Source organism: Rhizohabitans arisaemae (genome assembly GCF_025996515.1).
GTDB classification, from domain to species: Bacteria; Actinomycetota; Actinomycetes; order Streptosporangiales; family Streptosporangiaceae; genus Rhizohabitans; species Rhizohabitans arisaemae.
Map to the genome: position 1 here is coordinate 138,269 of NZ_BLRH01000029.1, position 24,724 is coordinate 162,992.

At 67.8% G+C, this 24,724-nt stretch carries 28 protein-coding genes; 9 read left to right on the forward strand and 19 right to left on the reverse strand.

Going from position 1 to position 24,724, the window contains the following annotated elements; translation table 11 throughout:
* The first annotated feature begins 17 nt into the window (after nt 1–17).
* A complete protein-coding gene (locus RUR_RS12115; protein WP_283135091.1) occupies nt 18–1,262 on the forward strand; it encodes a TetR/AcrR family transcriptional regulator in 1,245 nt (414 codons plus the stop codon).
* A gap of 27 nt (nt 1,263–1,289) precedes the next feature.
* On the opposite strand, the gene RUR_RS12120 is transcribed toward RUR_RS12115, so the two are convergent.
* Nucleotides 1,290–1,880 (reverse strand): hypothetical protein, encoded by a 591-nt coding sequence (locus RUR_RS12120; protein ID WP_283135092.1) that lies wholly within the window; start codon nt 1,878–1,880, stop codon nt 1,290–1,292.
* A 333-nt stretch (nt 1,881–2,213) separates the two neighbouring features.
* Between RUR_RS12120 and RUR_RS12125 the strand changes: the two genes are divergently transcribed.
* The gene (locus tag RUR_RS12125) at nt 2,214–2,510 is read left to right on the forward strand and encodes a DUF3817 domain-containing protein (RefSeq protein ID WP_283135093.1); all 297 of its coding nucleotides are present in this window, start codon (nt 2,214–2,216) and stop codon (nt 2,508–2,510) included.
* 121 nt (nt 2,511–2,631) lie between these two features.
* Here RUR_RS12125 and RUR_RS12130 read toward each other — a convergent pair whose 3' ends face one another.
* Nucleotides 2,632–3,513 carry a hypothetical protein gene (locus tag RUR_RS12130; RefSeq protein WP_283135094.1) on the reverse strand — a complete coding sequence of 294 codons (882 nt, stop codon included), beginning with the start codon at nt 3,511–3,513 and terminating at the stop codon, nt 2,632–2,634.
* Between the two features lie 178 nt (nt 3,514–3,691).
* Nucleotides 3,692–4,918 (reverse strand): hypothetical protein, encoded by a 1,227-nt coding sequence (locus RUR_RS12135; RefSeq protein WP_283135095.1) that lies wholly within the window; start codon nt 4,916–4,918, stop codon nt 3,692–3,694.
* A 114-nt stretch (nt 4,919–5,032) separates the two neighbouring features.
* Here RUR_RS12135 and RUR_RS12140 point away from each other — a divergent pair, with 114 nt between their 5' ends.
* Both RUR_RS12140 and RUR_RS12145 read left to right on the forward strand, forming a co-directional pair.
* Nucleotides 5,033–5,455, forward strand: a complete 423-nt coding sequence (locus tag RUR_RS12140; protein ID WP_283135096.1) for a DNA-binding protein — start codon at nt 5,033–5,035, stop codon at nt 5,453–5,455.
* A gap of 182 nt (nt 5,456–5,637) precedes the next feature.
* Entirely contained in the window at nt 5,638–6,546 is a 909-nt protein-coding gene (locus RUR_RS12145) for an NAD(P)H-binding protein (protein WP_283135097.1), read from the forward strand.
* A 131-nt stretch (nt 6,547–6,677) separates the two neighbouring features.
* Here RUR_RS12145 and RUR_RS12150 read toward each other — a convergent pair whose 3' ends face one another.
* Genes RUR_RS12150 through RUR_RS12160 form a run of 3 tightly spaced genes read right to left on the reverse strand, consistent with a single transcriptional unit; the run spans nt 6,678 to nt 8,880 of the window.
* Complete coding sequence (locus RUR_RS12150) at nt 6,678–8,237, reverse strand: multicopper oxidase family protein (RefSeq protein ID WP_283135098.1); 1,560 nt, start codon at nt 8,235–8,237, stop codon at nt 6,678–6,680.
* The gene (locus tag RUR_RS12155) at nt 8,234–8,671 is read right to left on the reverse strand and encodes a hypothetical protein (RefSeq protein ID WP_283135099.1); all 438 of its coding nucleotides are present in this window, start codon (nt 8,669–8,671) and stop codon (nt 8,234–8,236) included. Before RUR_RS12155 ends, RUR_RS12150 begins: the two co-directional genes overlap by 4 nt.
* Complete coding sequence (locus RUR_RS12160) at nt 8,668–8,880, reverse strand: hypothetical protein (RefSeq protein WP_283135100.1); 213 nt, start codon at nt 8,878–8,880, stop codon at nt 8,668–8,670. Before RUR_RS12160 ends, RUR_RS12155 begins: the two co-directional genes overlap by 4 nt.
* A 167-nt stretch (nt 8,881–9,047) precedes the next feature.
* On the opposite strand from RUR_RS12160, the gene RUR_RS12165 reads away from it, so the two are divergent.
* Together RUR_RS12165 and RUR_RS12170 are read left to right on the forward strand one after the other, a co-directional pair.
* On the forward strand, nt 9,048–10,193 hold the full coding sequence (locus tag RUR_RS12165) for a sensor histidine kinase (protein ID WP_283135101.1): 1,146 nt from the start codon (nt 9,048–9,050) through the stop codon (nt 10,191–10,193).
* Entirely contained in the window at nt 10,190–10,849 is a 660-nt protein-coding gene (locus tag RUR_RS12170; RefSeq protein ID WP_283135102.1) for a response regulator, read from the forward strand. The genes RUR_RS12165 and RUR_RS12170 overlap by 4 nt, the downstream gene beginning before the upstream one ends.
* A 182-nt stretch (nt 10,850–11,031) precedes the next feature.
* Here RUR_RS12170 and RUR_RS12175 read toward each other — a convergent pair whose 3' ends face one another.
* On the reverse strand, nt 11,032–12,444 hold the full coding sequence (locus RUR_RS12175) for an amidase (protein WP_283135696.1): 1,413 nt from the start codon (nt 12,442–12,444) through the stop codon (nt 11,032–11,034).
* Between RUR_RS12175 and RUR_RS12180 the strand changes: the two genes are divergently transcribed.
* Nucleotides 12,437–14,167, forward strand: coding sequence for a recombinase family protein (locus RUR_RS12180; protein ID WP_283135103.1), 1,731 nt, complete (start codon nt 12,437–12,439; stop codon nt 14,165–14,167). The two genes, RUR_RS12175 and RUR_RS12180, sit on opposite strands and share 8 nt — an antisense overlap.
* A 78-nt stretch (nt 14,168–14,245) precedes the next feature.
* On the opposite strand, the gene RUR_RS12185 is transcribed toward RUR_RS12180, so the two are convergent.
* From RUR_RS12185 to RUR_RS12240, 12 genes are all read right to left on the reverse strand, one after another.
* Entirely contained in the window at nt 14,246–14,515 is a 270-nt protein-coding gene (locus tag RUR_RS12185; RefSeq protein WP_283135104.1) for a hypothetical protein, read from the reverse strand.
* Between the two features lie 133 nt (nt 14,516–14,648).
* The gene (locus RUR_RS12190; protein ID WP_346349034.1) at nt 14,649–16,298 is read right to left on the reverse strand and encodes a replication initiator; all 1,650 of its coding nucleotides are present in this window, start codon (nt 16,296–16,298) and stop codon (nt 14,649–14,651) included.
* A complete protein-coding gene (locus RUR_RS12195) occupies nt 16,289–16,468 on the reverse strand; it encodes a hypothetical protein (protein WP_283135105.1) in 180 nt (59 codons plus the stop codon). Before RUR_RS12195 ends, RUR_RS12190 begins: the two co-directional genes overlap by 10 nt.
* A complete protein-coding gene (locus RUR_RS12200) occupies nt 16,468–17,862 on the reverse strand; it encodes an FtsK/SpoIIIE domain-containing protein (RefSeq protein WP_283135106.1) in 1,395 nt (464 codons plus the stop codon). Before RUR_RS12200 ends, RUR_RS12195 begins: the two co-directional genes overlap by 1 nt.
* A gap of 266 nt (nt 17,863–18,128) precedes the next feature.
* A complete protein-coding gene (locus RUR_RS12205; RefSeq protein ID WP_346349035.1) occupies nt 18,129–18,506 on the reverse strand; it encodes a plasmid replication, integration and excision activator in 378 nt (125 codons plus the stop codon).
* A 1,433-nt stretch (nt 18,507–19,939) separates the two neighbouring features.
* A complete protein-coding gene (locus tag RUR_RS12210; protein WP_283135108.1) occupies nt 19,940–20,389 on the reverse strand; it encodes a Pycsar system effector family protein in 450 nt (149 codons plus the stop codon).
* Nucleotides 20,386–20,574, reverse strand: coding sequence for a hypothetical protein (locus tag RUR_RS12215; RefSeq protein ID WP_283135109.1), 189 nt, complete (start codon nt 20,572–20,574; stop codon nt 20,386–20,388). The genes RUR_RS12210 and RUR_RS12215 overlap by 4 nt, the downstream gene beginning before the upstream one ends.
* A gap of 92 nt (nt 20,575–20,666) precedes the next feature.
* Nucleotides 20,667–20,981, reverse strand: a complete 315-nt coding sequence (locus RUR_RS12220; RefSeq protein WP_283135110.1) for a hypothetical protein — start codon at nt 20,979–20,981, stop codon at nt 20,667–20,669.
* An 89-nt stretch (nt 20,982–21,070) separates the two neighbouring features.
* Nucleotides 21,071–21,343 carry a hypothetical protein gene (locus RUR_RS12225; protein ID WP_283135111.1) on the reverse strand — a complete coding sequence of 91 codons (273 nt, stop codon included), beginning with the start codon at nt 21,341–21,343 and terminating at the stop codon, nt 21,071–21,073.
* A gap of 11 nt (nt 21,344–21,354) precedes the next feature.
* Complete coding sequence (locus tag RUR_RS12230) at nt 21,355–21,696, reverse strand: hypothetical protein (RefSeq protein ID WP_283135112.1); 342 nt, start codon at nt 21,694–21,696, stop codon at nt 21,355–21,357.
* Nucleotides 21,693–21,983 carry a hypothetical protein gene (locus RUR_RS12235; protein ID WP_283135113.1) on the reverse strand — a complete coding sequence of 97 codons (291 nt, stop codon included), beginning with the start codon at nt 21,981–21,983 and terminating at the stop codon, nt 21,693–21,695. Before RUR_RS12235 ends, RUR_RS12230 begins: the two co-directional genes overlap by 4 nt.
* Nucleotides 21,984–22,046: 63 nt before the next feature.
* Nucleotides 22,047–22,541, reverse strand: coding sequence for a hypothetical protein (locus RUR_RS12240; RefSeq protein WP_283135114.1), 495 nt, complete (start codon nt 22,539–22,541; stop codon nt 22,047–22,049).
* 205 nt (nt 22,542–22,746) lie between these two features.
* On the opposite strand from RUR_RS12240, the gene RUR_RS12245 reads away from it, so the two are divergent.
* Both RUR_RS12245 and RUR_RS12250 read left to right on the forward strand, forming a co-directional pair.
* Complete coding sequence (locus RUR_RS12245; RefSeq protein ID WP_283135115.1) at nt 22,747–23,871, forward strand: helix-turn-helix domain-containing protein; 1,125 nt, start codon at nt 22,747–22,749, stop codon at nt 23,869–23,871.
* Nucleotides 23,872–24,249: 378 nt separating this feature from the next.
* Nucleotides 24,250–24,399 (forward strand): hypothetical protein, encoded by a 150-nt coding sequence (locus RUR_RS12250; protein ID WP_283135116.1) that lies wholly within the window; start codon nt 24,250–24,252, stop codon nt 24,397–24,399.
* Nucleotides 24,400–24,724: the final 325 nt, after the last annotated feature.

Below are 24,724 nucleotides of genomic sequence, written 5' to 3' on the forward strand. Positions count from 1 at the left end.
TCCCTAACATTGGCGGGATGAGGGGCACGGCAAAGGGCAAATCCCGGCCCAAGGACCGCCGCGCGCAGATCCTGCGCACCGCGGCGACACTCTTCCACGACCGCGGCTATCACGGGGTGGGCGTGGACGAGATCGCCGCGGCCCTGGGAATCTCCGGCCCCGCGCTCTACCGGCACTTCCGCGGCAAGCACGACCTGCTGTGGCATGCGATAGACAGCGGAATGGCCGCGTTCGAGGCCGTACGGAGCGACGACCTCGACACCTGGCTCGACGCCATGGTCACGGTGGGATTGGACGGCCGCGACTTCGGCGCCCTGTGGCAGCGGGAGGTACGCAACCTCAACGAACCCGAACGGGCGGAGTTCCGGCGGCGCCTGCGGCATAACGCCGAACGCACCGCGGAGCTGTTGCGCGGCCGCCGGCCCGATCTCGGCGAGGACGACGCGCGCCTGCTGGCCTGGGCGATCACCGCCGTCGTCGGCAGTCCGGCGCACCACCACGCCACCCCCGAGAACTACCCGGTGTTGCTCCGGGCCATGGTGGCCCGCGTGGCCGGCAGCGAGTCGTTGATCGCGACGGTCTCCTCCCCGAGGCCGGCACTGTCCCAGCCCAGACGGGCCTCCACCCGCGAGGCCCTTCTGGCCGCCGCCACCCGGCTGTTCAGCCGGTACGGCTTCGCCGGTGTCTCCAACGACGACATCGGCGCGGCCGTCGGCGTGACCGGTCCCACGCTCTACAAGCACTTCGCCAGCAAGACCGAGATCCTCACCGCCGCGCTCAACCGAGGCGACGAGGCCCTCAAGCTCGCCCTCGACCGCGCGCTGTCCCGCTCGGCCGATCCGCCGCACGCCTTGGCGGAGGTGGTGACCTTCTACGTCGACTTCGCCACCCACCATCCCGACCTCATCGGCGTGTTGATCAGCGAGGTGACCCACCTTCCCGCCGAGGAACGGCAGGCCAACCGGCGGCGGCAACGCCAGTACGTGGCCGAGTGGACCCGCCTGCTCCGCCAGGGCCGGCCGGCGCTCTCGGAACCGGAGGCCCTGGCCGTGGTCCACTGCGCGCTCACCGTGATCAACGACCTGGTCCGCCTGCCCTTGGCCCATACCCGAGCCGACCTGACGCAGGAACTCACCGACCTCGCACTCGAGATCCTTCACGCCTGGCCGCCGCCCCCGTTCGGCGGCTCACCCTCCGCGAAGCCCGTCACCGTGTCCCGTGCCGAGGACGGCATCAGGAGGGGAGGATCATCGGGCTGCTGATCGAGGAGGCAGGCGATCAGTGGATTTTCAGTTCCAGGTCGCGTTTCGGAGGATCGTGGGCAGGCCCGGTGTGTTCCACTGGTCGAGGATTAGGATTTGCGACTTCGGCAGGTACCACTCGCGCTGGTAGAAGCGCTTGACCTTGCCGCTGTCGCACTGGGTTTTCCAGTTGCGGTAGTGCGCCTTATGCCCGGGGCCGATTTGGCGCAGCCCCTTGCCTGCGAGTTCAAACGAACCGCCGAACGATGAGTTCTTGTCGAAGGGGCAGGACACGACCCCGGTAGACGTGTAGAAGGCTTCGTCGGGGGTGTAGGGCGCAAGAAGCTCGTTACCTATCTGGATCTGTTTGGGGCCCATAACCCAGAAGCTGTCGCAACCCGACTCGTCGTATCCGGTACGGGTGCAGGAGCCGGTTACGATTTGGACCTGGTCGTGCCCGAGGTTGTACGCCTTCCAGGACTTGGGAACCGTCAGCGTGAGGCCCTTGCGGAAGTGGAGGGACTTGGTACCGGCCTCGGCGGTGGACGCCGCCGCCGGGGTGGCGATCAGAGTGCCTGCGGTGACGGTGGCCAAGGCCAGCGCGGCGATTCTCCGCAGTGGCACCGTTTTGAGTTCCACGGAATATTCCCTTTCGTCATCCGGGTAGGAGCGCCGCAGAAGCGAAAGGTCGGGTAGCGAATCGATAACGGCAAGCGCGCTTCTCCATCACCTGTCGCGCTTCCGCCGCTTACGAATTCCGCCTCCGGGAATCAATGAGCTGATGAGGCGGGCTACTTTCACCGCATGGGCTTACCTTTGAGATCATACGATATCGGTTGATTCGACAGGACGATTCGCCGTATCGGCGGCGGTGCACCCCACGGCATCATCGACACCCGCCGGACGACCCGCTTCCCAAGCTTTCCTCTACGGCCTGTAGAGTGTGCGGACCGTCGGGTGAAGGGGTGGAGTGTGCTGCGCTGGTTTCGGGTCGTCGCGGTGGCCGAAGCGTGTTCGTGGGCGGGCTTGCTGGTCGGGATGTTCTTCAAGTACGTGACCGAGTCCGGGGAACTCGGGGTGAAGGTGTTCGGGCCGATCCACGGGGCGCTGTTCGTGCTGTACGCGGTCGGGGTGGTGCTCTCGGCGCGGGAGGCCGGCTGGAGCCGGGGCGCGGTGATCCTCGGTCTGCTGTGCGCGGTGCCGCCGTTCACCTCGATCTGGTTCGAGCGGCGGATGGCGGCGCGTACGGCGGCAGCGCAGGCCGCCTGACCTGTCTTTAGCCCGGTGTGGCAGGCCGTCGGGACGCCCCGGCGGCCTGCGGTCGATGTCATCCGGGATTCGAGCGAGGCGGGTGGCCGAGGCCGGTCACCGCCACGCCGTCACCTCACCGCTACGACGCTCCACCCTTCCGTTCCGTCCATGCTTCGTGTGAGTTGTCCCCCGGAAGCACCCAGACGTCGGCATCGGGCCGGTCGATCTTCCGGAGCAGCGTCGCCTTGCCGGTGGCCTTGGAGATCCGGTAGACCTCCACCCCCGTCTTGGTCTTCGATCGGACGATCACACGTCCCGCCTGGTCGAAGTCGAGGTCGTCGATGTACTGCCCGCGGGGCAGCCGGACGGTCACCGGGCCGCTCGCGCGGTTGGTACGCAGATTGAGCAGGCGCAGCTTGCGGTACTTACCCCAGGTGCCGACCGGTACCGCCGCGGTGATGTGGTCGTTCGCCAGCGCCGTCGGCGAGAGCCGCGTCTTCACGCGCGTCCGGGTGCGCAGCCCTCGGTCGAACGCCGTCAGCCGGTGTTCCCCGGCCAGCAGCATCCGCTTGCCGTCCGGGCTGAACCCCAGGAAACTCCAGGCGTCCGTCTTTCCGGGGGGTGGCAGCACCGTGCCCTTCCGCAGGTCCGCGAAGATTCCCACCCCCGGAGCCGAGGTTGTCGTGACCACGTAGCTTCCGTCGTCCGACACCACCGGCCACTCCTCGTCGATCGAGGCCGCCGTGAGTTTCGGGGAAACCACCCTCTCCTTGCCGTTCACCGTCCGCTCGACGAACAACCCATCCGATTTCCTGAAATAGAAGAAGTGCCGCCCGTCCCCGCTGACCAGGAACGGGGCCCGCTCACCGGCGTTGACGACGTCGTCGGGCGCCTCGGTGAGTGCCTCCGGTACCTCCACCACGTCTCCGTTGGCCAGCACCAGTTTCCAGGTCTGCGTCGCCTGCGCGTACGCGATCGTGTCCGGTGCGGAAGACGTGGAAGCCGCCGCCGACTGTCCCATCGGTATCGGCGCTGTCAGGAGAAGTATTGCTAGAGCTATACGTAATCCCATGTTTCATGAGATACCAGAGTTTTCAGGTTGTTTCTGATCTTTCGGGATATCTCGGATGTGAGTGACCATCGACTCCGGTGCCGTCGTCGGTGGCGAACCCATGTCGGCGTCCAGGGTCCCGCGACCTTCAGCCGCAGCTCCCGCGCTTGAGCGGGACGGTCTTCTTCCGCGCGGCCCGGTCCGGCGAAGTCTCGAGGTAGCCGCCGACAGCCTCCTCCCCGTCCGGGATCAGCCCCGGGTCGCGAGCCTGCAGCCGCTCCCGGTCAATTCGGCCGGTCCGCCGAGCGTCGCCGGTCAGGATGTCCAGCGCATAGGTCTCCTCGATCGTGTCATCGCCCGGCTGGTTGCGGATGACGCCCACGAGCACCTCCCGGGGGTTCAGCCAGCCGATCCCCCATCCCCGTCCGACGTCTTTCGGCAGCTTGGGGGTGACCACCGAGCGGTTCTTCCCGGTACGGAGATCCACGGTGACCAGTTTGTCCGGTCTGATGTCACCGTCGCCGCACACGGCGAAGCCTCTGGGGGCGAGGTCGAAGGCGAGGCCGTCCTTGGCGATGAACCCTTCGAGGGTGAGCTCATTGTTGAGCTGCCGGACGACGATGTGGTGTGCGGGGCCGCCCGTGGTCTGGAGGCGGACCCCGGTGTCCGTCGCTGTCTCCGTGGTGAACCGGGTGCCGGTCTCGTCCACGCCGATCACTCCCTCCGGGGCCTCGCGGATCTCTCCGGTCGTGACCTTGGCGATCATCTCCTTCACCTTGTGGTGCCCGCGCTGCTCGCCTTTCTCGTCCACCTCCGCGAGCACGACGTCGGAGACCAGCAGCCATCCGGCACCCAGGAACTTCAGTTCGGTGGGGTAGTTTCTCCCCGCGTCCCAGGTGGGGGTGTACCGCATCGGGGTGATCGCGCCGCTCGCCAGCTCGCGCACGACCAGCTGCCCGTCATGGGCCTGGAAGTAGGCGACGCGCAGGCCGTCCGGGCTGATCGCCAGGGGGGCCGTGTCGTCTTCCACGCCGTCCCAATAGTCGCCCAGCGCCTCGGGGAGGTACCAAAGGGCACCGTCACGGGTCAGCAGGCGCCAATGGCCGCACGCCACTCCTGTGTCGTAGGGGGACACCGAGCCGCAGCCATAGGCGAAGGTGGCGGGGCCGACTCCGGAGGAGGGGAGCATTCGCAGGCCTGGCGGCACCTCGGTCACCGACGCGAGCGTCTTGGCCGGCGCCGCGGGCGACCGGGTGACGGCGGACGGGGAGCCACGCGCGGCTTTCGGCGTCGATCCGGCCGGAGCGGTTGAGGAGCAGCCTACGACCAGCGTTGCTCCGATGAACAGCAGCGCAACCTTCGTCAACGGTCTCATGCTCCGTTGGAGCGTGCGGCAAAGCCGGTGGTTGGGCCGACATTGTCACGAACATATCACGATATTTTGAACGAATGGTTGACAACATAGTGTTCATTAGCCATTCTGGAGGGCATGTCAGAAGATCCCTTCACTCCGCCGAATCCCGATCAGGTGCGGGCACATCGCGTGTACGCCGCCCTCGCCCGCATCGCCGAGCGGCACGCGGCCACGCGTGACCAGCGTGATCGTCAAGTTCACCCGGAGGTCTTGGGTCCGCACGAGGCGGTCAGGCTGGTGTCGTTCCTCGCCGCGGGATCCGCGGAGCCGGACGACGGCGAGCCGGAGGTCGATCAGGCGGATATCACCGCCGCACTCACCCTCATTCCGCTCGTGCAGGCCGAGATGGAACAGCTGGAGGCGTCCCTGCTGCTCATCGCGCGAGGCCGCGGCCTCACCTGGCAGGAGATCGCCTTCGGGTTGGGGCTTGGCACTCCCCAGGCCGCCCGGCAGCGCTATGAGCGGCTGTCCGGCCGGGTGGCGGCAAACCAGGGGTAGTCCGCCTGGGCGATCAAGACGAGCCCGCGTCATCGGCCGTACGGCGTGGACGCCAACTGAACGGTTCGCCCCGCTCGTCGACACCACTCGTTGATCAAAGATCGGCGCCCGGACACGGCACCCTCCTGACAAGATCGATACGTTACGGCGTTTACGCTGGTCAGGTCATATGGGGGGAGAGAATGGGTCCGATCCTTGTGACCGGTGCCGGGGGAGGCGTCGGAAGCGTCGGCCGTACCGTCACCGGGTTGCTGATCGGCCGCGGCCTCCCCGTACGCGCGCTGGTCCACCATGACGACGAGCGTGCCGACGCCCTGCGCGGTCTCGGCGCGGACGTGGTCGTCGGAGATCTCACCCGCCCCACGGACGTGGCGCGCGGCCTCGACGGTGTCCGTCGGATGTTCTTCGCGATGAGCGTGTCGCCCTCCTACCTGGAGGCCGCCGCCACCGTGGCGACCGTGGCCCGCGCCCTCGGCCCGCTGGAAGCCCTGGTCGACATCTCCCAGATGACGGTCTCGCAGATGGACGCCCTCAGCACCGAGGAATCCCGCCAGCAGCGGCTGCACTGGCTGTCCGAACAGCTGCTGGACTGGTCCGCCCTGCCGGTCGTGCACATCCGTCCCACGATTTTCCTGGAAAACCCGCTGTTCACCACGCTGGCCGCGAGCTCCGTCGCGGACCGGGGCGTCATCGAGCTCCCGTTCGGGCGGGGCCGTACCTCGCCGATCGCCGCCGCCGACGTCGCGGAGGTCGTGACCGCCGTCCTCGCGAACCCCGGACCGCACATCGGGCAGGTCTACGAGTTGACCGGCCCGCGCGCCCAGGACATGACCGGCGTGGCCGGGGAGTTCTCCCGCGCGCTGGGCAGACCGATCTCGTACGTGGACGTGCCCCCGGATGAGTGGGCCGACCGTGTGCTGTCCCACGCCGGGCTTGGGCCACACGTCGAACAGCATCTGGCCACCATGGCCCGGCTGCACCGGCGGAATCGCTACGACCGCTCCACCCGGACCGTCGAAGAGATCACCGGCCGTCCGGCCCAGACGATTGAGGATTTCGTCGCCCGACATGCCGATCTGTTCAGCCGGTGATGAGACGTCGCATGGTTGCTCCCTCAAGCCGGGTACGGCGAGGTTCCGCTGTCCGCCGACGCGGAGGGTGTTTCACGTAGGCGGGTTGTGCGAGGAGGCCGCAAGTTGAAGCCGTTCCGAGGCCGCCCGAGCTAGACGACGTCGATGTTGGCCATCATCGCCATGTCCTCATGTTCGAGGTTGTGGCAGTGCATCACGTATCGGCCGCGGTAGCCGGTGAAGCGCACCAGGATCTGAACCACTTCGTAGGGGCGGACGTCGACGGTGTCCTTCCAGCCGCCGTCCGAGGGCCGGGGTTTGCGGCCGTTCCGGCCGACCACCTGGAAGTGGCCGAGGTGGACGTGGACGGGGTGGTGGAAATCCGAGGTGAGGGTCCACAGCTCGGTGGTGCCGAGCGCCGGGTCGGCGATCGCGCCGGCCGGGTCGAACGGCAGGCCGTTGATCATCCACTTCTTGCCGTGCGGGCCCGGACCGCTCAGCCTGAAGTCGAACCGGCGCCTGCGTACGGCTTGCGCGGGTGACGGCGTGGGAACGTCGGCGAGCCTGGCCGGGATCGCGCTGTCGTCCTTGGCCCGGCGGGTGACGTGGAACCTCATGACGTCGCGGGTGGCTCCGGTGCCGAGGTGGTTGCGCAACACCACGCGGGTACCGACGGGGTACGCCGCGAAGTCGACGACGACGTCGGCGCGTTCACCGCTCGCCACCACCAGCTCGTCGAGGCGCTGCGGCCGCCCCAGCAGCCCGACGTCGCTTCCGATCTGGACGAACGCCGCACCAGAGGGTGGCGGCGGGTCCAAGCGCAGGTCGAGACGGCGGGCGTTGCAGGCGTTGAGGATCCTGAGCCGGTACCGAATCGCGGCGACCTCCTTCTCCGGCCACGGTGCCCCGTTGACCAGGATCGCGTCGCCTTCGACGCCTTGGTGGTGGGCGCCCTTCACGCCGGGCTGCTTCAGCAGCGTCGGGTCGAGGGACGGGTAGCGCAGGGAGCCGTCCGCCTCGAACGCACGGTCGCAGATCAGCAGCGGGATCTCCTGCTCGCCGCGGGGCAGCGGCAGCGCGTCCTCGGCGTCGTCCCGGATGATGAACATGCCGGCGAGACCGCGGTAGACCTGCGGTGCGGTGAAGTCCATCCGGTGGTCGTGGTACCACAGCGTGGCGGCCTGCTGGTCGAGGGGAAACTCGTGCGTGAACCGCTCCGCGGCCAGCTTCCACACCGACTGGTCGTGCGCCGCGTGCGGGCTGTGGCCGGGATCGAATCCGGTGAGTCGAGGGGGTACGACCAGATGGGTGGGGTAGCCGTCGAACTCGGCCGGCGTCACCCCGCCGTGCAGGTGCGTGGACGTGGGCACCGGCAGGGTGTTGCGGATCCGGACCCGGATCGGCTTCCCGCGCCGGACGTCGAAGGTCGGGCCGGGGAACGTTCCGTCGTATCCCCATATCTCGGTCCGAGTGCCCGGGATGATCTCCAGCTTGGCCTGCCGTTGCACCAGCTCATAGGTGCCGTCGGCGCCGGGTTCGGCGATCGCGGGGACAGGAAGCGGGACGGTGAACGGCCGGGGGAGGGGGAGCCGGCTGGTGAGCAAGGCGCCGCTCCGCTCGGTGGTCGAGGCTCCGCATCCGGTCAGGCCCGCCGCGGCGGTGCCGGCGAGCAGGCCGAGGAATCCGCGTCGCGAGATCCTGGCCGGGCTCATCGGGCGTCCTTCCGTCCGCGGGTGAAGCGGCGCCGATCCGAGCGTGGTGACCACACCGCGATGAGGAGGGCCACCAGCAGTCCGAACAGCAGGACACCCACGGGGATGTGCAAGGCGATGGCACGGGCGTACCCGAGCGCCGCCTGCAGCTCGATCACCACGAAGATCCCGATACTCACGGAGACGGGCCATGCGGGACCTCGCCCCGGCCGCCACGCCAGAATGGAGGCGATGATCTGCAGGAAGGCGAGCACCACGAGGAACGAGGCGATCATGCCGTGCAGGTCGAGCATGCCGACGTCCCCGGTGACGAACAGCCCGGCCAGCACCGGCTGGACGAGGGCGAGCAGGGTGACGGCCATCGCGAGCACGCGCAGCGACCACTTCGCCCAGCGGGCCATGCCCGGCGGCCGCGATGCTTGAGCAGCGGTCATGACTTGTCCCGCGTCTTCCGATCGACGACCACGGCGACGACCGCACCGGCGATTCCCAGCACGGGCATCAGGCTGCCCAGCAGGATTCCCAGGCCGGTGCCGACACCCTCTCCCCCGGAGACCAGGGGGCGGGCCAGGGCCGAGGTAAGCAACGCTCCCGCGATCAGGCCCAGGAACAGGCCGAGCACCGCTACGCCGAGTGTTCTCATGCCTTGAAAACCTACGGACGCAGCCGCTCCACGTCGTCCGCCCGAGGTCGACACCCGAACGTCGATTTCCGGTGTATCGCGGGTGCAGGAGTACCTCGGATGTCGACACGGTCCGTCGTCCGATGGTCGGAAGGGGCCGGTATCGGACTCGACTACCCTAGGTGGGCGTGAGAAGACGGCAGGTCGTGATCGACGCTTGCCTGGGCGGCGTCGTCGCCTTGGTCGTCGCGGTCGCGATCACCGCGAACACGGGTGGCAGCCGTGGACCGGATCTCGGCGCCTACATGTTCGCGGTGGGCCTCGGGCTGCTGATGTTCGTCCGGAGACAGCACCCGTCGCTGACGCTGATCGTGACGGCAGTGGGTCTGGTCGGCTACTACATCGCCGACTATCCGCCGATCGGCCTGGCGGTGCCCGTCGCCGCCGCACTGTACTCCGCGGCCGAACACGGCAAGCTGATGCTCGCCGGCGGGGTGGCCGTCTTCCTGCTGCTGTCCTCCTCCTTCTTCCGGCTGCGCGACGGCCAGGAACTCGCCTATCTCCTCGGCTACGAACTGTCGTGGTCGGTGGCGGTCATGGCGGGTGCCGTCGCGCTCGGCGACGGGGTGCGCAGCCGCCGGATCCGCAACGCGCAACAGCGCCAACGCGAACTGGACCTGCTGGAGGCGAGCCGGCAGGAAGCCGCGAGGCGCATCACGCAGGAGCGCCTCCAGCTCGCACGCGATCTCCACGATGTCCTCGCCCACACCACGACCGTCATCTCCATCCAGGCCGACGTGGCCCGCGAGGCACTTCAGGTCCGCGACGTCGACGCCGCGCAGGCCGCTCTTTCGATAATCCGGTCGGCCGGTGGGCAAGCCACCCAAGAGCTCCGTGCCACGCTCACCCTGCTCCGGCAACCCGCGGAGGGGGCGTCACGCGTCCCGGTCGGCAGCCTGGAACACCTCGGCCGCCTGGCCGCCGTCACCACGGAAAGCGGACTGCCGGTCACCGTCCACGTCGACGGCGAGCGACCCCCTCCGCCCACCGTGGTCGACGTCACCGCGTATCGCATCGTGCAGGAGGCGCTCACCAACGCCGTACGCCACGCCAACGCCACGCATGTGGCCGTACACGTGCGCTATCGGCCCGATCGGGTCGACGTCACCGTGAAGGACGACGGCCGTGGAGGCGACGGCGGTACGGGCGGCGGCGGGCACGGGCTGACCGGGATGCGCGAACGCGCGGAGCTGATCGGCGGAACCCTCACCGTCATCGCCGGGGGCGACGGCTTCGAGGTCCGCGCGTCGCTGCCGTTCGAGGGGGCGCGATGATCCGCGTCGCCATCGTGGACGACCAGCACCTGGTCCGTGCCGGATTACGCGCGCTGGTCGAGCGGGCGCCCGACATCACCGTCGTGGGTGAGGCGGCCGACGGGGAACGCGCGTGGGCCCTGTGCCAAGAGTTGCATCCCGACGTGGTCCTGATGGACATCCGCATGCCGGGCGTGGACGGCATCGAGGCGACCCGGCGGATCAAGGGCGACGAGCGGCTGGCCGGCATTCATGTCGTCATGCTGACCACTTTCGATACGGACGAACATGTTTTCGCCGCCATCCAGGCGGGCGCCGCCGGTTTCCTGCTCAAGGATGCCGACCCCGACGAACTGCGCCGGGCCGTGCGCATCGTCGCCTCCGGCGACGCCCTCCTGTCCCCTGCGGTGACCCGCCGGGTGATGGACGCCGCGGCGCGTTCGGCCATCCGGCCCCCCGTCACGGAACCGATCAAACGGCTCACGGACCGGGAGCGGGAAGTCCTGTATCACATCGGCTGCGGGCTCTCGAACGACGAGATCGCCGCGGAACTCCACATCACCTCGGCCACGGCGCGTACCTACGTCAGCCGTCTCCTCGCCAAGCTCCACGCCCGAGACCGCTCTCAACTCGTCGCGCTCGCCTACCAGTCCGGCCTCATTCAAGCCCCGGGTTGACCGCGAGGCCGGATTCCGGGTGGACAGCCCTTCCGCGACCACGGTGACGCGTCCCCGACCGGGTTCCCGACGGCTGCGGGGGAGCACATCGGAGGCTCTTCGCCATCGGATGGGAACCCCGTACCGATGGCGAAGAGCGTGCCGAGCCGGATCCGCACCGCAAGCCCGGGTGTCTCGGTCGGCTACGGCAGCGTCGGCAGGTAGGTCGGCGGTTTGCGTACCTGTCCGGCCTGCTCGAACGCGTAGCCCAGGGCGATAAGGGTCGGCTCGGAGAACCGGCCGCCGAAGAAGGTGACGCCGAGCGGCAGGACGTTCTTGGCGTATCCACCGGGGATCGTGATCGCGGGGTAGCCGGAGACGGCCGCCGGTGTGGAGGAGGCGATGTAGCCGGAGAAGTCGTCGCCCTTGGTCAGGCTCGTCAGCCACGCTTCGCCGTTGGTCGGCGCGAGCACCGCGTCGAGCCGGTGCGCGGCCATCGCGGAGTCGATCGCCTGCCGGGCGAGCGAGGTCGCCTTCTCCCTGAGGGCGCGGTACGCGGGGTCGTTCAGGTCACCGCTGGTCGCCTGGGCCTGTTCGAACAGCTCCTGCCCGAAGTAGCGGAGCTCGGTCGAGGCGTGCCGCTTGTTGAACTCGATCAGTTCGGCGAGGCTGCTCGGGTGCCGTCCCGGGGTTTGGGCCAGGTAGACGTTGATGTCGTGCTTGAACTCGGTCAGCAGGGCGGGGAACTCCGCCTCGCCGATCTGGTCCACCCCGGTCAGGTCGACATTGTCGACCACGGTCGCGCCCTGCGCCCGGAGCGTGGCGACGGTGGTGTCCAGCGTGGCGAGCACCGCTTGGTCGGCCCCTGCGGCCGCCCGCCAGACGCCGATGCGCTTGCCGGTCAGCGCGTCCGGCTGCAGGGCCTTGAGGTAGTCGCGGTTGCCACCGGGGACGGTGGCCGGGTCTTTGGGGTCGGTTCCTTGGATGACCGAGAGCACCGCGGCGGCGTCGGTGACGTTCCTGGTGATGGGGCCGGCGGTGTCCTGGGCCAGGGAGAGCGGGACGATTCCGGTCCGGCTGACCAGGCCGACCGTGGGCTTGATGCCGACGGTGCCGGTCACCCCCGCCGGGCAGACGATCGAGCCGTCGGTCTCGGTGCCGATGGTGACGGCGGCCAGGCCGGCCGCGGCGGCGACCGCCGAGCCGCTGCTGGATCCGCAGGGGTTGCGGTCCAGGACGTAGGGATTGCTCGCCTGGCCGCCGACGGCGCTCCAGCCGCTGGAGGAGGGACTGGAGCGGAAGTTGGCCCACTCCGACATGTTGGCCTTGCCGAGGATGATCGCCCCCGCTTCGCGCAGCCGCCGGACGACGAACGCGTCCCGGTTCGGGCGGGAGTCCAGCAACGCCAGCGAGCCGGCGGTCGTGCGGAGCCGTCCGGCGGTGTCGACGTTGTCCTTGAGCAGGACCGGGATACCTTCCAGCGGGCTGCGTGCCCCTTGGCGCCGCCGCCGGTCGCTCCGTTCCGCTTCCCGCAGCGCAGCGGGGTTGGTCGAGATGACGGCGTGCAGCCGCGGGTTCAGCCGGCGAATGCGGTCGAGGTAGAACCGGGTGAGCATCACCGAGACGAACTATGGAATGTGCCACTTCTCTTGGCTAGCTTGGAGCCGCAGGAGATCAGCCCCCGAAACGGAGCATCCCGTGGCACACAGTCCCGACCAGGCCGACGAGAAGACGGCTCGCATCCAGCAGATTCGGCAGGCCATGCTCACCGGCGCCGCCATGACCATCGACGGCATCCCCGGATCGTGGAACCCCGCAGGCGACACCTGGACCACCGACGACCCGGCATCGGGTGACGCCCTGGCGCTCGCCCGTATCTCCGACGCCGAGGACGGCGACGTTGACGGAGTGGCCCGCCAGGTCCAGGACCTATGCGACCACGCCGCCCGCACTCAAGCCCGTATCGGCATGATCCTTGTCGAGAACGACACCAGCGCGTTCAAACGCCGCAGGATCGAACTTCCCAACGGGGAACACCAGCTGCGCACCGTCCGCCCCCAGTTCCGCCGTGCCTTGAAACTCCTCACAGAACCCCGGTTCCGGCGGTTTCTCACCGTTCACCTTGACCGGACGGTCCGCGACCCGCGCGACTTGGAAGACCTGATCGACGTCATCGAGACCTCACGCCCCCGGATCGTGGTCGACTCGGTAACCGGATCACTCCGGCTTGCCAGCGACTCCGACATCACCGCCGCGCGGATTCTGTGCGCCGTCGCCAACCAGTCGTCACGGGACACCGCACGCCGTGTCTCGCGCAAGAAACGCCAACTCGCCGAGGAGGGTCATTTCCAGGGAGGCCGCCGCCCCTACGGTTTCGAGCCGGACGGCGAGACCATTCGCAAGTCGGAAGCCGACGTGATCGCTCGCTATCACGCCGTGGCGTTGTCCGGTGTGGCCGTCCGGGAGATCACCCGGGACATGAACGCCGCCGGACACCGTAACGCCAATGGCGAGCTGTGGACCGGTCAGTCCGCACGCACGATGTTGCTACGCCCGCGAAACGCCGGTCTGAGCGTGCACCGCCCCGTGCAGGACCTACCGCAGTCCCGGTATTACACCCCCGACGACGTGGTGGGCCGTCTCCCGGGCGACCCGATCGTCGCCGAAGACGACTATTGGGCTTTGGTGGCCAAGTGGACCGACCCCGACCGGCGTACCAACGTCCGGGGAACCGCACCGGTGTTGCTGGGAAGCGGCACGTTCCGGTGTCACTGCGGAAGCGTGCTGAGAGCTTCGCCGTGGCACCAGACGCGCAAGGTTCCCGGTAGCACCGAGAAGGAGACCGTCGTTCGCAAGACATACCGCTGTTCCGCGCCCGGCAAGGGGCATGTCACCGTCCCCGCCGCCGAGCTGGACGCCTTAGTGGAAGCGTTGATCATCGAGCGCATCCAGATAAGCAAGCCCGCCGACATCATCGGCGAGGAGGCCGCCGACTCGGTGGACGTGGCCGCCCTGAACGCCGAGGTGGCCAAACACCGGGAACGGCTGATCGACATCGCCGCCGACCGCGACAACGACCTGATCACCCGAGCTCAGATGCTGGAGATGACCGCCCGCCGCCGATCCAAGATCCAAGTCTTGGAGGCTCAGATCAGCGCGGCCAACGCCGACCGTCATCCCGTTCACCGGCTCATCAACGCCCCAGACGTCCAGGCGGCATGGGATGAGCTGGACTTCGGGGAACAGCGCGCCGTGGTCCGGCGCCTGGTGAACCTCACCGTCCGACGGGTGGGAAGTGGAAGTCGCCTGCCGATCAGGGAACGGATCGAGATCACCTGACATCGGCCAGGCTGCCGATTCGTTCAACGACAGGTGCCCCGGGGGGACGACCCCGGGGCATCTGCTTTTCCGGCTTGTTCAGCGTCGGCGTATGGCGAAGACCATTGCCAGATACTCGCGGTCTTCCCCGTCCAGCGGCCCCAGCCGCCCCGCCGTCTGTTTGATCCATTCACGGTCTTCGGAGGTCAGCCGTTCACGAGCGGTCTGCCCGCAGCCCTGTTCCGCCGACATCGGCTGTACCACATGGTCACGCTGGTCACGCACCGCAGCCAGCGCGGCAGGCGCACACACCGGGGTTCCCGCCGTCCTCACCGTCCTTTCGTCGCCGCCGTCATGGTGTTTACGCACGTCAGAGCCAGCCGGAAAAGTGCCGGCATCGGTCCTTGCGAGCAGGAAAGGAGCGCTTCGCGCGGCCCTTTTCAATGGCGACCCTGCGTCACCGGCCGCCGGGCCCACGCGCATCTTGACCGCCCCGCACCGGTCAGGCCGCCGAGGTGACGACCGCACCGGGAGGGTCACCGTCGGCCCGCGCCAGCGCCGCCCGCAGACGATCACGCCAGCGTTGCCGATCCGCTATCGCCCGCAGCAGCCGCAACGCCAGCGGGGACGCCCGAGGGCTTCCCGGGTCGACCGGCCGCCACAGGTACCGGCCCGGATCTTCGCCCGCATCGGCGTTCACGCCGAGTTGTTCGAGCACCCAGGCGCGACGGTCGGCCCGATGACCGGCCAGGGTCTTGCCCGACCACTTGCGCGACACCAGCACCCGCCGACCCGCATAGCCCAGGTGGGCGGGCTTGTGCGCCCGACCCCGGCAGGTCCCGGGCACCATGCCCGGTTTGGCGCCCTTGGGCTGCACCCCGTACCGCAGCCAGTTGCAGCACCCGGGCGAGCACGGCTCGTACCGCAGCACGTCCGCCAGCCGCTCGACGTGCCGACGCTGATCATCGGAGTCGGGGACGTGGCAGTCACCGATCGACTTGGTGAGGTACTTGGACAGGTACCGCAGGCAGCGGTCGGCATCGGGTGACCCGGCAAGAACCCCCTTCACGTCGACCTGCCGCCCGAGCCGGACCACGTGAAACGGCTCAGCGTCCGGATCGTCGCCGAGAGCGTCCAACGCCTCATCCCAGGTGGGCAGCAGCGCACCCGTGGCAGGGTCGGCGTATCCGGTGCCCTCACCGGTCCACACCGGCGAACGGTCCCCTTCGAAACGGACCACGTCGGCCGACGGCCACCACACCTGGTGGTAGGTCGCCGCCGCCACTGCCTTCACGTCGGCCCGGGGCATCGTGCCGCGCATCGCCAGATGCAGATGCGGAGCACCCCGCCGTTGCGGTTCCACCGTGGCGAAGTACTGGACGTCGAACCCCGCCACCCGGCGCAGGTTCTGCACGAACCGGTCCACCACCCGAGGGAAGTGGATCGCATCCCGAGCCGCCCGCCGGTAGTCGTAGCTGGCAGGGTCGACCGGCGTACCGTCCGATCGCACCTTGCCGTAGCTGTCACAGGTCAACGTGATGAACAGGCTCGGACGGTACCCCTTGCCGTCTCTCGCGGCATAGGTCCGGCCGACCGTGCGCGGTTCGAGCCGACGCCGAGGCAGATCCGGGGTGTCCTGCCGTCGCCGAGTCGACCGGGCCCGCCGAGACGACGGATCGACCTTCAGGACGCCGCGCACCCCCGCCGCGTTGAGATCGCCGTCCAGCAGCTCGACGACCTGTTCATAGGTCGCCGTGTCGCCGCCGTTCTCCCGCGCGTCATCAAGCAGGCATTGCGCGTCGGCCCGTTCGACGGCAAGGTGCACCTGGTCACCGTCGGGCGTCTCACGGCCCGCCACCGGTTCGACGGCCAGGTGCCAGCCTTCCCGGCACTGAGCCCGCCGCAGCGCCGCCGCCCGCCTGGCACACGGTTCACAGCGGCTTGCCAGGGTCGCCCCGCACGGGATCAGCACCCGTTCGGTCCGGCCGCCGAGCACATCCACCCGTTCCAGCTCGACAGGACGGACGCACACCCCGTTCACCCTGGCGGCCTCCACCGCCACATCCAGCGCCACCGGCATCGACGCCCGCACCGGCCCCACCGCCGACGAGGACACCGGCATCCCGTTCACGGCACCGCCCGTCAACGGCATCCCCCCGCACCAGGCCGGTAGTCGTACCCGTACTCACCCGGGCACAGCAGCGACCGTTGCCCGCACCCCCGGCACTCGGCCACCCCCGCCCGCACATCGATGAAGATCCCGCCGTCCTCACCGCAGGACGCGCACACCCCGTCGAGGTAACCGCTCACGTCCGGATACATCACACGACCCCCTTGAACATCGCCGAGTAGCCGAGCACCATCTGACGGATGTCGTCATCGCTGACGTAGCCCGCCCGCACCCTCACCGGAGTCGGGTCGGCCTCCAGACGGACGAACCCGATACCCGCCCCCACACTCGGGTTGGACGGATCACGGGCGATCTGATCGCACAGCGCCCCCCGATCCCGCGCACCGTCCCCGAGCACGAGATCCACCTGTTCGGCCTCATCCAGCCGCAGCGCGATCTTGTCCGGGAACAGGTTCCGGATCGTCAGCACCTCTTTGCGCGGGTCCTGGAGAGCAGCCAGCACGCACACGCCGACCGCGCGGCCCTGTGTCGTCAGCGTGGCCAGCGACGCCGAGATCCGCTGCTTCAGCCCCCGATCGGGCTGGTAGGCCGTCAGGAACGCCACCTCGTCCACGATCACCAGGACGAACGGGTCCGCTGTGGTGGCTTCATGGTTGCGGCGGACCCCCGCGTACCGGTCCGCGCGTTCCTGCATCACCTCCACCGCAGCCTCCAGCAACTCGGCGCAGTCCTCAGGCGAGGAGGCGTACCGGGAGAACAGCGCCCGCCCGTAGGACAGCTCCATACGCTTGGGATCCAAACCCCAGATCTCGGCCAGCCCCGCCGCCACGGCAGGGAGCAGCCCCCGCACCGCCCCCCACAACCACGAGCCCTTACCGGCACCCGTGGCACCGGCGATCAGGACGTGCGTCCCGTGCAGCTTCAGCCGGTACGGCCTGCCGTCCTCACCCACCCCGATCTCCGCGTGCGCCACCAGCGGCCCGTCCGGGATCGGGCGAGCGGCAAGCGGCCTGCCCAGCGGGTCACGACGCGGGAACACCAGGCGCACCCGCCCCGGCATGGGAGAGGTCACCTTGCACCAGGACGCGCCGAACCCGTGCGCCAGACCGCCGGACACGTCAGCCCAGTCCTGATCGGTCTGGCCGCGCAGCATCTGCACCGTCACCGTGTCGGCCCACCCGTTGCAGGTGACCTTGACCAGGTCCGGCGCGAACGTCGACCCTTCCACCGACCGCGCCAGACCGGTGATCGCCATGACCCCGCCCCAGCGGCGCCGATACACCCACATCCACCGCCACCAGGCCAGCAGCCGCCAGCCCACGACGACGATGAACTTTTCCGGCCACCAGGACGCCCAGAATCCCAGGCCGCACCCCAGCACGGCCACCATGACGAGCGTGACCCGCCAGCCGCACACCCACCACAGCACCCCGACCCCGGAGGTCAGGCCGCAGGCCAGCGGGTGACGCACCAGCAGCCGGACCAGGCCGCGCAGCACCCGCCACACCGTCAGCCAGATCGTGACCACGGCCGGAGTCGGCAGCACCACCGGCCGGAACACCACCGTGTCAGGCCGCGTGGACACCAGACCTTCAGTCGCCCCAGGCAACTGACGAAGCATGAGAAGAACCCCTTTTCTGCACCAGACGACACGACACATCACGCCCGCCACCTCGGTGACGGACGCCGGACAACTGGGAGACTGGGAAAACGGGAGGGGGTGACTCCCGGAGGACCCCGGAGCCGATGAGACTCCGGGGGACGACCCCGGCGCACGAGCCGAGGGGGGGAAGCACGGCGACAGCCGAAGGGCCGCCGACCCGGGAGGAGGTCAGCGGCCCCGACTACCGGCTAGATCTCTGCGGCCTTACCGCCGCGCGGCGCAGGCGAGGACCCCGCCGCCGCAACACCGCGCATCCCCGACGCGCGGAAGGAGTAGGCCAGACGCCCTTGCCCGTTCACATACGGGGTGACCGTCATGCCCTCGAACACCACCGGCGTGAACGGCAGCCCGAGCGCCGCCATCTGTGCCGGGATCTCGGGCACCACCGGCTGAACCGGAGAAGAGATCTTCACCGCCAGCGACTTGCCCGCCGCCTTTGCGGCAGGGTCCGCGTCCAGCACCGGCACCGACCAGACCGGTTCCCCGGTCTCCTTGTCCCGGGAGGGGACGGGCTTTGCCGGAGTGGACGCCTCGAAATCCAGGACCGGGGTAACCTCACCGGTCACGAAACAACCGTTCGGGAAGACTTGATCGAAGCCGACAGGGATACGTCCCTGTAGCGCCATTCACACCCCTTTGATCGTTTGGCAGGTAAGCGGGGGAACGACCGGCAACGACCCCGTGTTCCCGCCCCAGGTCACAGGCAGGGGTTTCGGTCAACCCGGAAACACGGCTCCCAGGAATCCCAGACGTCACATCGGAAACAGCGGTCACAGACCATGATCTCTACCAGCGGGTAGTTTATGTTCCGAACAGCGAGTGTGACCTGCGTCACGTTTAGGTTCGGGTGTGACCGAAAGTCAGGGGAATCATTCAGTCTATCGGTGTGGGACAGGCCCGCGCAGCGGTTGCCGAATTCCCCGCCCAGCCGCCGGAACCCGGCATCGATCCCCAGCTCGACGAGACCGCCCGCTCGTCACCAGGACCACCCGACCACGATTGCCGAACTGTTCCGCCCCGGATCACCGGACGAGCCCCAGCGACTCGACGAAGCAGGCATCGGCAACTCCCGCGACCCCGGCAACGACGATTGCCGAATTTTCCGGCCCGGCAACGCCCTTCGACTCGACGAGACCACCCGCTCGTCACCAGGCCGCCCGACCACTCGCCACAGCGGCAGACACCGGCGGACACAACATCGACAACAAAGCAATTGCCGAATTTTCCTTATATGGATCAAGGGCGACGCTGCGCGTCGCCACGGCGCCCCGCGCCGCCGAGGGGATCGGGACACCGGGCGTGCGGCCTGACGGCCGGTCCCGGCGCCCGCCCCCTCAGCACCGCCAGGCGCCGAGCGGAACACACGCCCACCAAACAGGCACCGGCCGCATCACACGAGATCCAGCCAAGCCGTCCCTCACACGTTCACGACATCGACCCCCGCAACGACCCCAAGCCCGGACCGACGAACCGTCGACCGCAATCCGGCACCCACGGCACACACGGAACCGTCACGCATCGGGCTTGGACAGCGAACCGGCAACGCAGGCGCAGGACCAGCCGTTACGCGTCCGGCACAACCGCTACGCGGCCCCTACGGGGTGCCTTGCATTATGCCGGCGGCTGCACTCCGTAATCACCGGTCGCCCCTTTCACGCCCTCGAACGACGACCCGCCCACCGGCACCGGCAGGCCCACACCGGCAGCAGAACCGACCCGATCGACAGGGTTCCCCCACGCCGAGCACCCACCCGCGCACAGGAACACGATCGCCGAACGGCCGATGTGGACAAGTGGTGACCGGCGATCGACGCCAACGCTTCCGATCCTCATTCGCTGCGCTCACTCCGGTTCGGGTCGTCGGCCCCGGACACGAGCGGCAGGCCATCAGCCGGGCCAAGGCACACCCCGCACACGCCGCCGGGAGGGTCACCGTCATCCCGTGACCGAGGAACACCCTCGACCCCAGACGGCCACCCTCCCGGCGCACCTCTCCCTCTCAACCGGCCCGATACACCACCACCGCCGTCACAACGGCAGCCATCAGCGCCAGGACCAGCACATCCACCGCCCACCGGTTCAGCACATGCTTGGACAAGGCGATCCGGGCGACCCGCCGGGCATCGGCCTCCACATCCCCCTCATAGGGAAGCCCCCGCGCCAGACCGACCCACCCCCCGGCATCCCGGGGCAGCCGAGGACGCACCACCCACAGCAGCAGCACCGCCGCCACCGCCAGCAGCAGCGCCACCATCCCCGCACCGGCCAGCGCCACCCCCGCGAGCCGACCCGAGGACGCCACCGCCCCCACACCCCCCAGGCCCACACCCGTGAACGCCAGCATCAGCGCCGCCTTTGTGTCCGCGAACACCACCGCCCCTTGCGCATCGGCCAACTCCCGCGCCGCGCCGATCGACGGGCGCCCGTGAACATCGCCGGAATCGCTCACATCAACCCCAGATCCCGCGAGGCGTTCAGACCCCACGTCGTGATCTTGTAGTGGCGCCGCCACCGCGCCCGTCTGCCCCCGCCGCCCACCATGCGCTGACTATGGCGGACCCATCCCCGAGCCTCCAGGCGCACCAGGACCCGCGAGGTGACGCCTTCCATCCGGCACAGATCATCATCCGACACCGGGCTGTGTTGGTCACCGGCCAGGTGACGCAGAACCGACCGCATCCGAACCCCCACTCTGACCACGGGCAGCGCCCGCCCCCCGGCATCCATCACCGGCTACCCGCCCGCTCAGGTACGCCCGTTCGCACGACCGTTGCAACCGGCGGCAGCCAGCTCGGACCCTCCCGCCGACCACCGGCCGTCAGCCGGTAGTGATCAACCAGCGCAACAGAGCCCCCGCTCACCACGGCCCGCTCATCGACCGCCACCAGGCCCAGAGCCCTCAGATGCGCCAGCGGGCGCCGCACATCGGCCGAGTCGACACCCAGTTCCGCCACCGTCCACTCCCGGTCCGGCTCATCAACCATGATCCGCAGCACAGCCGCCGTGGTACCCGCCAGCACCACCGAAAGGCGCCTACTCACCGGTGTCCCTCTCCCTGATCTTGAGTTGACCATCCATCAAACGGCCGACTAGAGTCCGCCGCACTCACCGTCGGCAAGGCATGCCCGCCTCACCCGGGTTCGGTCCCACCGCCCCCGCCGTCACCGGTCCTCTCCTTTGCCTCCGCGACCCCCTCCCCGGTCACCCGGTAGAAGTTGGTGATCAGCGAACGGTCCGACCCCGGCAACAGGACACGGCGTTTCTCGACCGACACCCAGCCCAGCGACTCCAATCTGCCGAGCGAATGCGAAACGTCCTTCAGACCGGCCCGCATCTTCAGCTGCACCCGCGTCCACTCCCGATCCGGATCCTCAGCCAGGATCCGCAGGACGGAGGCCGTCACGCGCCCCACCTTCACCGGGACGACCCCCCTTCACCCGAGGACGAGCCGACCCCGCCAAGACGTGCTGTGGCCTCATCCAGCCCCTTGGCGGTGATCTTGTAGTAGCGGCGGGCTTTGGGAAACGCCTTCCCATCAGGACCGGTACGCCGCACCGTGTAGCTCACCCAGCCGTGAAACTCAAGCCGCAACATCGTGTTGCCCACCGAGGTGACCCCCGCCTCCTTTCGAAGATCGGCTTCCGGCCACTCCCGGTCAGGGTCAGCCACCAGCCGCCCCAGCACGATCGCCATCGAGCGACCCAGGTGCACGATCGGCTTGTGATGTACCGGCATCTCTCTTCCCTTCATGATCAACGGAACCCTTGCTGATCTTCTTCGATCCACACCGCGAACAGCCCTTTCAGCCGAGCCACCGCATCGGCGCACTCACCCGCCGAGCCCAACGGGGTAGTCCCTCCCAGCAGCAGAACCGCAGGACCGTACTCGTGCACGGTCCGGCAGCTCACCGCGACACCCAGCCGTTCACCGGGCACCCACACCCAGACCTCATCGGCACCGGCCCACCGGCCGCGCAAACCCTGACGACCCGCGCAGGCCAGGAACGCCGACAGGAACCCCCGGACCTCATCCGGCGTGCCCACCCCCGGTCACCCCCGCCCGGACCAGCAGCGCAACCCCCGAACCCAGGCCCAGCCACCCGAGCCTCATACGGCACCCGCGACACGACGGCCCGCCCCCACGGTCACCACCACGATCTTGCCCCGACCCCCGAACGGCCGCCGGATCACCGACAGCACGCCCAGCCCCTCGACGACGTCCAGCCCCCGCCCCCGCTCACGCCACCAGCCCCACCACCGCCACCAGTACCGGCGCCGAGGCCGCCTCGACCTCGCGTCATACACCCCCACCCGCACCCACGCCCCGGACCCCTCGCCCGCAGGAAACGCCGTCACCAGCAACAGAAACGGTGTCTTCCCGTAGCGTTCCGCGTTCGTCGCCAGCTCGGAAACCGCCGTCACCGCATCGCTGACCAGAACGTCAGACGGATCGAACCCCCACCGTTCGACAAGAACATCGCGGACCAGTTGCCGCGCCCGCCGAACCGGGAAAGGCCCGGTGTCCAGGCGATACAGCGCGGTCGCCGACGACCTGAAAAGATCGACTTTCCACCCGACGTGGGACGTACTAGCGTGCTGCATAGATCGCACCTCCATGCGATCGGGACCCGCCAAGATCGTTCGCGCGGCTTTGGCGGGTTCACCATTTTCAGGAGCGCCAGACGATGCCGGATGTCGAAAAAGTCTGTTTTGTCTTCTCTGGGCCCGGACGCTGGCAAACACGTATCCTGAATGTGGATGTGCGAATCCCCTAGTCCTTTATTCCGGTCAGGAATACTCTGGGCTAGTGGAGGCTAACGATCTCAGCCAAGCGCTTCAGGTCATCATGTCCCGCTACGGATGGACCCAGCTCCAGACGGCCGAAAACCTAGGGTTGCGGCAACCGTATCTATCGAAGATCATAAATCGTAAGAACGATCTCAAGATCACAGACGCTCAGGAGGCATTCAGGCGCATAGGGTGGCAGCTCACCCTCACATTAAGAGAGGAACCCGATGAAGTGAAACGACGAGAATTCATGGCGTCTGCCGCCGCAGTAGCCTTCATTCCCAGCCCACAGGCTAGCCCCTATCAAGACCCTGAATACTTGAAATCGCTGGCAAGCCGGTTGCACAACCTCACCAGTATGCAAGGCGGGATACCAGTAGCGGCAGAAGCCGTTCGGCACGCTTCCCAAGTACAATCAGCAATCCGCAACGTAACGAGCCCTCACACAAATAAAGCCGCCTCTGAATTGATTTGGCGGACATCACTTGTAATTAGCGATATTCCTGGCAAGCAAGCCAAATCAGAAGTTCTAGGGAAACTGGCGCTTAACCTCGCCGCACGGAGCCGGGATACCCTCAGCCAGGGTGAATGCCTGCAAACGTTGAGTGCCATTGCCCGACGCAACGGAGAACAGGACAAGGCGATTGTGTACGCCAAATCTGGTCTCAGTCTGGCAGACCTGACGTCAGAGCTTAAGGCGCGGCTGACCTGTCGTATGGGTCAGGCACTTGCTCTCAATCCGCATATGAAAGCCCAGGCAAGACACTACATCGATAAGGCACTAACAATCGATGGTCTCGACACTGCGGGTCGAGCAGCGATCATCGGCAACTCCGGTACAGCGCTCGCCGATCTCAACGAGAACGTTGCCCACGGAATGCTAACGCAGGCAGCGACAATGTGTGAGGACTTCAGCCCGCTCATGCAAGCTGGCTATTTGGCTGCAAATACCATCTCACTCCTTAACAGGCGTGAATTCGACGAAGCCGCAGAGTGGATGGGCAAGCTAGCCACATTGCTACCAATGCTTAATTCGGGCGGACTCGACAAGGATGTTCGGAACATTCTTGCGCTATGCACCAAGGAAAGCGGTCTGTCTGACGCCAAAGATCAGTTGGCGTTTGCGGTTGGCCGAACCATCTAGGAGCGCCCAGCCTTAACCACATTGCCTCTAGTCCATACCCTGGAAGTCGGCAAGATGTATCTACACACCCTCTTGCAATGTTGACCCGGAGATGGTCAATCGGAGGCAGGAGGTTCGAATGGGCTGGAAGAAGGCCGCCGGAGGCGGACAAGAGTCGTGTCCAGGCTGTAGCGGTAGTGGCAGCAATGCCCAACAGTTCGCGCGGCTCATCCCCAAAGACCAGACCGCCGACCAAGAGAACGACCAGATGGTGACCGAAGTCGTATACGTTGACTGCAAACGCTGCAACGGGACAGGAACGGCCTACTGATGACGATCAGGGAAGAGCGCATGATATGTCCCCGCTGCTACGGGGCGGGTCACGTCGTCGTTGGTCGCATGGCGATAGTCGATCGGCAGATCGTCACCGCAGGCGTCGAGGAGATGTGCAAGTCATGTCAAGGTCGGCGCTACCTCACGTACACCGTGGGCACGGTCGATGACTTCGAGTTCGAGCAACCGCCGGACAGTCAGCCACCAACGGAGTGATCAAGGCCACGGATCGACATGGTTGTTCGATCCGTGGCCTTTCGTCATTTCGGGCACTCCAGGTCATGGAGCCACGGCAGCCGTGGTGGCCAGCAGCAACCGATGCGCAACGTAGAAGCCAACACCAGCGGTGATACCAAGTTGAGACCCGCTGTCCCAGGGGTAGTAGCTTGCCTTCAATCTCGGTAGCTCAGGCACGTAGATTCCAGAAGTGTCACAATCAAACGTTGGGAGAGGTGAGGCGTCCTCGGTTCATGGCGCGCTGCAGGTCGAGGACGGTCGCGCGGTCGAGGTCCAGCCCGCGCAGGAGCGTATCGGGGGGTTG

Excerpts from the sequence above, each read along its gene's own strand:
- RUR_RS12115 (WP_283135091.1), top strand. The coding sequence starts at position 18 with ATGAGGGGCACGGCAAAGGGCAAATCCCGGCCCAAGGACCGCCGCGCG.
- RUR_RS12130 (WP_283135094.1), bottom strand. The coding sequence starts at position 3,513 with ATGGGACAGTCGGCGGCGGCTTCCACGTCTTCCGCACCGGACACGATC.
- RUR_RS12135 (WP_283135095.1), bottom strand. The coding sequence starts at position 4,918 with ATGAGACCGTTGACGAAGGTTGCGCTGCTGTTCATCGGAGCAACGCTG.
- RUR_RS12140 (WP_283135096.1), top strand. The coding sequence starts at position 5,033 with ATGTCAGAAGATCCCTTCACTCCGCCGAATCCCGATCAGGTGCGGGCA.
- RUR_RS12145 (WP_283135097.1), top strand. The coding sequence starts at position 5,638 with ATGGGTCCGATCCTTGTGACCGGTGCCGGGGGAGGCGTCGGAAGCGTC.
- RUR_RS12150 (WP_283135098.1), bottom strand. The coding sequence starts at position 8,237 with ATGAGCCCGGCCAGGATCTCGCGACGCGGATTCCTCGGCCTGCTCGCC.
- RUR_RS12155 (WP_283135099.1), bottom strand. The coding sequence starts at position 8,671 with ATGACCGCTGCTCAAGCATCGCGGCCGCCGGGCATGGCCCGCTGGGCG.
- RUR_RS12160 (WP_283135100.1), bottom strand. The coding sequence starts at position 8,880 with ATGAGAACACTCGGCGTAGCGGTGCTCGGCCTGTTCCTGGGCCTGATC.
- RUR_RS12170 (WP_283135102.1), top strand. The coding sequence starts at position 10,190 with ATGATCCGCGTCGCCATCGTGGACGACCAGCACCTGGTCCGTGCCGGA.
- RUR_RS12175 (WP_283135696.1), bottom strand. The coding sequence starts at position 12,444 with ATGCTCACCCGGTTCTACCTCGACCGCATTCGCCGGCTGAACCCGCGG.
- RUR_RS12190 (WP_346349034.1), bottom strand. The coding sequence starts at position 16,298 with ATGCCGTTGACGGGCGGTGCCGTGAACGGGATGCCGGTGTCCTCGTCG.
- RUR_RS12195 (WP_283135105.1), bottom strand. The coding sequence starts at position 16,468 with ATGTATCCGGACGTGAGCGGTTACCTCGACGGGGTGTGCGCGTCCTGC.
- RUR_RS12240 (WP_283135114.1), bottom strand. The coding sequence starts at position 22,541 with ATGCAGCACGCTAGTACGTCCCACGTCGGGTGGAAAGTCGATCTTTTC.
- RUR_RS12250 (WP_283135116.1), top strand. The coding sequence starts at position 24,250 with ATGGCGATAGTCGATCGGCAGATCGTCACCGCAGGCGTCGAGGAGATG.